General features: G+C 25.4%; 4 protein-coding genes. All 4 read left to right on the top strand.

Features of this window, described 5'->3' with window-relative positions:
* Positions 1-14: 14 nt before the first annotated feature.
* On the top strand, positions 15-1,193 hold the full coding sequence (locus QMD25_07025) for a hypothetical protein (GenBank protein MDI6861735.1): 1,179 nt from the start codon (positions 15-17) through the stop codon (positions 1,191-1,193).
* A gap of 10 nt (positions 1,194-1,203) precedes the next feature.
* Complete coding sequence (locus QMD25_07020; protein MDI6861734.1) at positions 1,204-2,148, top strand: peptidoglycan DD-metalloendopeptidase family protein; 945 nt, start codon at positions 1,204-1,206, stop codon at positions 2,146-2,148.
* 39 nt (positions 2,149-2,187) lie between these two features.
* Positions 2,188-4,185 carry a PEGA domain-containing protein gene (locus QMD25_07015; GenBank protein ID MDI6861733.1) on the top strand — a complete coding sequence of 666 codons (1,998 nt, stop codon included), beginning with the start codon at positions 2,188-2,190 and terminating at the stop codon, positions 4,183-4,185.
* 48 nt (positions 4,186-4,233) lie between these two features.
* On the top strand, positions 4,234-6,791 hold a 2,558-nt coding region (locus tag QMD25_07010), incomplete at its 3' end, for a 6-bladed beta-propeller (GenBank protein ID MDI6861732.1).

Below are 6,791 nucleotides of genomic sequence, written 5' to 3'. Positions count from 1 at the left end.
AAAAAGGAGGTTAAATGAAAAAGATATTAATATGTTTGATTATTTTGGGGTTAATTATAGGTATTTTATATTTAATTTATAATCATAAACTAATAAATAAGACAGAAAATAAAGCTAACACAGAGATAAAAACCATATTACCAATTGTAGTTGGTCATGAAATAAAATTACTTGATACTAAATCAAGTAGTTTTATTTCTATACCAGGAAATCCAGAAGCAGAAGTTGTTTTTGGAGAATCAATTGATGGGAAATGGCTAATTATTTCTGAAGGAAAGAGAGAATTAACTCCAGGACAATCACAAGATTTTTTTATTTCTGGTTGGAATTTATATAGGATAAATAAAGAAACTGGAGAAAAACTACCTATTGTTATAGATAAAAATGTAATTGTTGCAGTTAGATCCCCAAAAGATGATATTATTGCTTATGTTACAAATACATTTGGATTATGGTTAGTAAATATAGATGGATCAAATAAAAGACAGGTTGTAAAAGATTACACTGTGATTGCAGGTAATTTATTATGGAAAAAAAGAACTGGTGAACCATTCATCTTTTGGTCTCCTGATGGAAATAAAATATCATTTTCAACATTTCCAGAAAATTATAAAGGTGAAGATTTATGGGAAATACAAGGTGTTGGCATATATTTATTAAATCAAAATAAATTCAAAATTTTAAATAAAGATATCTACAATGTTTTCAATGTATGGGGTTGGTTCGACAATGAAAATATTCTTGTGAAAATTGCCCAACCTTTTATATATGATCCTAAAAAAAATAAAGTACTAAAATCTGAAACAAGTGGTTTTTATTTAATAAATTTAGATGGGAAAGTTAAATTTTTAGGCAATGGTTATTCAAGTGCAACACTTGATATATTAATAAAAGAAAATAAAATTTACTCTTTGATACCTCAACAAAAAAGAAAAAGCAATGACCCATTAAATTCTGATTTTAATATATCATGGCAAAATTTACAAATAATTATCTATGATATTTTAGAAGAAACTACTGAATTAATAACACTTATTGAAAATTTAAATGATGGATTTTATGCAAGATTCACTCCAGATGGAAGGATAATATATGAGAACAGAGATGGAAGACTTGTAATAATCAATCTTGATGGATCAAATCCAGAGATACTGCCACCAGAAATAAAACCTCCAATATATTTTGCACCATAAGGAGTAAAAGATGAAAAAGATGACCTTTTTCACAATTTTGCTAATGTTTATTTCAATATTTATAATAAATAATGTAACAAGTATTGTACAAATAACATATGAACAAAGTCCATGCCCTTCTGCACCAGTTTTTAATCCAACAAATGGTGGTACATATACTATAAAATATAAAATAACAGATCCTCCAAAATATGTAAGTGCCTATATTGTTAATTTTGATAAAAATCAAATAAGAAAAACATTCTATACTAATTTATATATTACAAATTCAAATGAACAAACTATTACATGGAATGGAAGGTCTGATAGTGGTAATATAGTTGCAAATGGTCAATATTATTTCAAAATTGAATCAAGATCAACTCAAGGAGGTAGTGTTTTATCTACAATATATGCAAGAGTATCAGTAAATGGAGGATCAGGTGGATTTATATATAACCCTTTTCATTGGTGTAATTTTCATATTGTACCTGGTTATTATTTTGATAATGACACAACTTCTAATTATAAAGATTATAGGGGTGGTTATTGTAGTTATAATGGTCATAAGGGTACAGATTTTACATGTCCAACAGGCACAAATTTATATGCTGGATTTACAGGTTATATAATTGAATGTATACAATCAGTACCAAATAATCAATATGGTGATTATGGACCATATGGAAATAGAATAAAAATATTAAGATATGAGGATAATTCTTGGGAAATACTTTATGCTCATCTTGCACAAAATAGTGTACCAATATTAAATCCTCCATATTTTATTAATGCTGGTCAATATATTGCTAAATCTGATAATACTGGTAATTCAGAAGGACCTCATTTACATTTTGAAATGATACAAAATGGTATTTCAAAAGATCCATATCTTTATGGTTGTTATTTTGTCCAAGATCCAAGAGGTTGTAGTTATTGTGAGTGTGGATGCCATAGTTCATCTGTTTGTCCATAAAGTAAAATTTTAAGTTTATATAATTAAAAAGGAGGTTAAATGAAAAAGATATTAATATGTTTGATTATTTTGGGGTTAATGGGATTAGTTACTAATGGATGTAAAAAAGAGACAAAGTTGAAAATAGATACAATACCATCAAATGCTATGTTATATATTAACTCACAATATAAAGGAAAAACCCCAATTAATATTAATCTTTTCCCAGGAGAATATCAAATTGAAATAGAGAAAGAAAATTATTTTACATTAAGAAAAATACTAAAAATTTCTAATTTTGGCAAAAATGAGCATATTTTTGAATTAAAAAAGGTCCCAACTCTTTTTTCTAAAGAATTTAATGAAAATATCTCTCTAATTAAAATATTTAATAATAAAGTATATTTAAAAACAAATGATTCTCAAATTTTGATTTTAAATTCTAAAAATGGTGAATTAATTTCAAAGATTAATCTAAAAGAAATCGATACAAATAATCTTCCATGCAAAGAGGAGGATAATGATATTATCGAATTAGATAAGAATATAAAATATTCACCAAAGGAGATTATAAATTTATATTTAAAAGCAAAAGAATATCTTTTAAAATCTCACTGTTTTAAAACATTTGAAAAAAGGAAGGAGAAAATTAAAGAAACTTTTAAAGAAATTTTCATCAATCAAAAATTAATTGATAATATTATAAATGAATTGAAAGAAAATTTTCTTGAAATTTCTTGGGTAGATGATATATCAAATTCTTCTTCTGAATTTAAAATCTTTTTACGATTTTATGGTGAATATGAAAAGAAAGATTTGGCTTGCTTTTATATTGAAGAGTTATATTTAAAAAAATATGAAGTAGAAGAAGTTGATTTTCCTTTTGAAGAAATACCTCCTGAATGGATTTTTCCTTGTAAATATATACCAGGAATCCATCTTTCCTCTATCCACACTTATAATACATATCTATTAAAAAAAATTAATGATAGATGGTTTATTTATAATATAAATGGAGTATGTGAAAAAAATGAAAAACTTACAAAAGAAACAGATTCTTTATTTTATAACCCTTCTTTTGGAGATTTCCCAAACCCACCAAAAATAAAAGATATGATACCTCTTCCAGAGGATATAAATAAAGATTTAGAGAGATCAAAATATACAAAAATTAAAAATGAAATCTGTCTAAAAATAAGAGATATAAATGTATATGATGAAAAATTATTTATTCAAACAAACTGTAATCTTTTTGTATTTGATTCAGAATTAAATCCAGTTTCTAAATATTTAAATTATCTTCCTCTAAATTCTAATTTTGCAATAGGTATATACCCTAATTGTAAAGATTTGAAAGAATTTGATATTTCTTATCTTGATTTGAATAGTGGAAGTATAAAATGGAAAGTTACTTTTAATGGAGATTTACTATATTTCATTAATTCAAGCGGTTCTTCTCTTTTCTTTTTACAAATTTATAATAATAAGCTTTTTCTTATTAAAATAGATAGTAAAAATGGTCAACTTATCTCAAGAAAGGAGATTATTAAAATTGATGAAAGTGGTAAAAATATAAACTTGGTTCATAATTTTTTTTCATTTTCAAAAGATAAAATCCTTTTCTATTTAAATAACAAGATTTTTCTCTTTAATCTAAACGGTGATATTTTATGGAAAAAAAACTTAAATGAATCTTTTTCCTTATTATGGGCTACAGAAAAATACATCGGAATAAATTCTCATAACTCAATACTAATTCTTTCTACTAATGAAGGCAAATTATTAGAAGAGATTAAGTTAATTGGTGTGCCTAAGAAAATTTATATTTTAGAAAATTTACTTTTTTACAGTGAAGAATTTGATAAACAATATTATTTACATGTTTTTGATTTAGAAAAAGATGAAAAAATTTTTATTTTAAAAATTTATAATGAAAATTTCATAATTAATAAGGAAAATCTTATATTTCAAGTTGAGATAAATGAAATATCCTCAATAAATTTAAGTTTAATTAAGTCAAGAGATTTAGGTAGAGAATTATTAGAGGGTTTAAATTAAAAATTTTAAAGATATTTTTGTTTTTGATATTTTGATAAAATTAAAAATATGAGAAAAATAATTTTTATCTTTATTATTTTATCTTTATTATTTAGTGTAGTAAAGTTTGAAAAATCTTTTTCACAGGATAATATTAAAGTTTTAGGATATGGACCAGGGAACAAAAATTTCTATTCTGTTAAAGATATAAAATATTTCAATGAGAAATTTTTTGTTCTTGATTCAATGCACTTTAGGGTTCTTGTTTTTGATAAAGATTTTAATCTTCTTTTAAGTTTTGGTGGTTTTGGAGAATCTTTAAACACTTTTGTTAATCCTTCATCTCTTTTTGTTGATGAAGATTACATTTATGTTTGCGATCTTACTTCAAGTAAAGTAAAAGTTTTTAGACATAATGGAGATTTTGCAGGTTTCTTCATTGAATATCCAAAAATGATGCCAACTTCAATTGCAATGGATTCAAATTTTAACCTCTGGATTACAGATAGAGGTGATGATACAGTAAAAGTTTTTTCAATTGATAATGAACTCAAAATGATAATTGGAAAAAGTGGAAGCGGAAAAAAAGAGTTTAAGACACCACTTGATATAGAGATCTTTGAAGATAAAGTTTATGTTCTTGATTCTGGAAATGCAAGAGTTCAAGTTTTTAACTTAAAAGGAAATTACCTTTTTGATTTTGGAACAGTTGGAACTCAAGATGGAAATTTATATTGTCCAAACTCTTTTTCATTTGATAAAAATGGGAATTTGTGGATTGTTGAGAGTTGCACTGGAAGAGTTCAAATTTTTGATAGAAATGGAAAATTTATAAAAAAAGTCAAAGAAAATTTTGGAAAACCTGAGTGTATAGAAAAATTTGAAAATTATATGATAATCTCAAACTCTCAAGATGAAAAAATATATATACTTGATTTAAATGGAAACATCATAAATAAAATTGGAGAAGATGTCAAATCTCCACTTTATTTTCCTCAAAGTATTGCAGCCTTAAGTGATGGAACAATTGTTGTTGCTAATTCTGGAACATCAACAATTTCTCTTTTTGATAAAGATGGTAACTATCTAAAAAGTTTCTCATCTTTTGGTGCTGCACCAGGAAAAATTCAATATCCACTTGGAATAGCAGTAAACTCAAAGGATGAGATTTTTGTTCTTGATACTGGAAGTCATGTTGTAGAAGTTTATGATAAAGATGGAAAATATTTAAGATCATTTGGAAGAATGGGTGGAGCTAATGGAGAGTTTATGTATCCACTTTCTATTGCAATTGGAAGTGATAATTGGTCTTATGTAACTGATTATAATGCAAGAGTTCAGGTTTTTGATGAAAATGGAAAGTTTAAATTTAAATTTGGTGGAATAGGTTCAGGAGATGGTCAATTTACAAAAACTTCCTCTATGACTATTGATAAATATGGTGTCTCTGGATATGGTCCAAAAGGAATAATTGTTCTTGATGATATAAATAGAGTCTATGTTTGTGATACATATGGAAATAGGGTTCATATTTTTGATAAAAATGGCAAATTTATAAAAAGTTTTGGAAAAGAGATTTTATCTTATCCAGTTTCAATTGCAAGATATAGTGAAAGTGAAATTGTTGTTTTAAGTGAAGGAGGGAGACTAGATTTCTTTACTCTTGATGGAATTTATACAAGATCATTTGGAGAGAGAGGAGGCCCTTTTTTAAGATTTATAACACAAAATTTTGATGAGAATTTTTATAAAAAGGATCAAGGGAAATTTCTAAGACCAGAAGGAATTTTTGTTAAAGATAGAATAATTTATGTTGCTGATACATTTAATCATAGAATTCAAGTTATAAAATTTTCTCAAATTGAACTAAGCGATAAAAATTTTGATTTTGGTGAAATAGAAAAGGGAGAAATAATAAATTTTAAATTTATAGTTAAAGGCAGTGGAAAAATTATTACTCCAAATTATATAAAACTAAATAAATATGAATTTAATGGAGAGGAAGAGATTGAAGGAACAATTGATACATCAATTTTTAATGAGGGAGATAAAATAGTTGATAAAATAAAAATTTACTCATTTGATGATTATAAAGAAATTGAAATTAAATTTTCTATAAAAATAGATACAATTCCACCAGAAATTATTTTTAATGTTGAAAGTGAATTTATAACAAACAAAATAGAACTTTTTATTGAAGGAAAAACAGAAATAGGAGCAAAAGTTTTGTTAGATGGCAAAGATATTGATGTTAAAGAAGATGGTTCATTTAAGGTTTTTGTAAAGTTGAATGAGGGAGATAACATTTTTAAATTTGTCTCAATTGATAAAGCAGGAAATAGAAAAGATTATTCAATAAAAATTATAAGAGACACAACACCTCCATTTTTAACACTAAATATACCATCAGTATATAAAGTATCAACTGAATCTTTTACAATTTCAGGAACAACAGAAAAAAATGTTAAATTGTTTATAAATGGTATTGAAGTAAAAGTGAGGGATGATGGCACTTTCTTTAAAGATTTTCCATTAACACTTGGTTATAACAAATTTGAAATAAAAGCAGTGGATTTAGCAGGAAATGAAACAAAAGCATCAAGGGCAGTTTATAGAATTGAGAAGAA

This window comes from Caldisericia bacterium (assembly GCA_030018355.1).
Classification (GTDB): Bacteria; Caldisericota; Caldisericia; order B22-G15; family B22-G15; genus JAAYUH01.
This window is presented reverse-complemented; position numbering and strand designations above follow the sequence as displayed.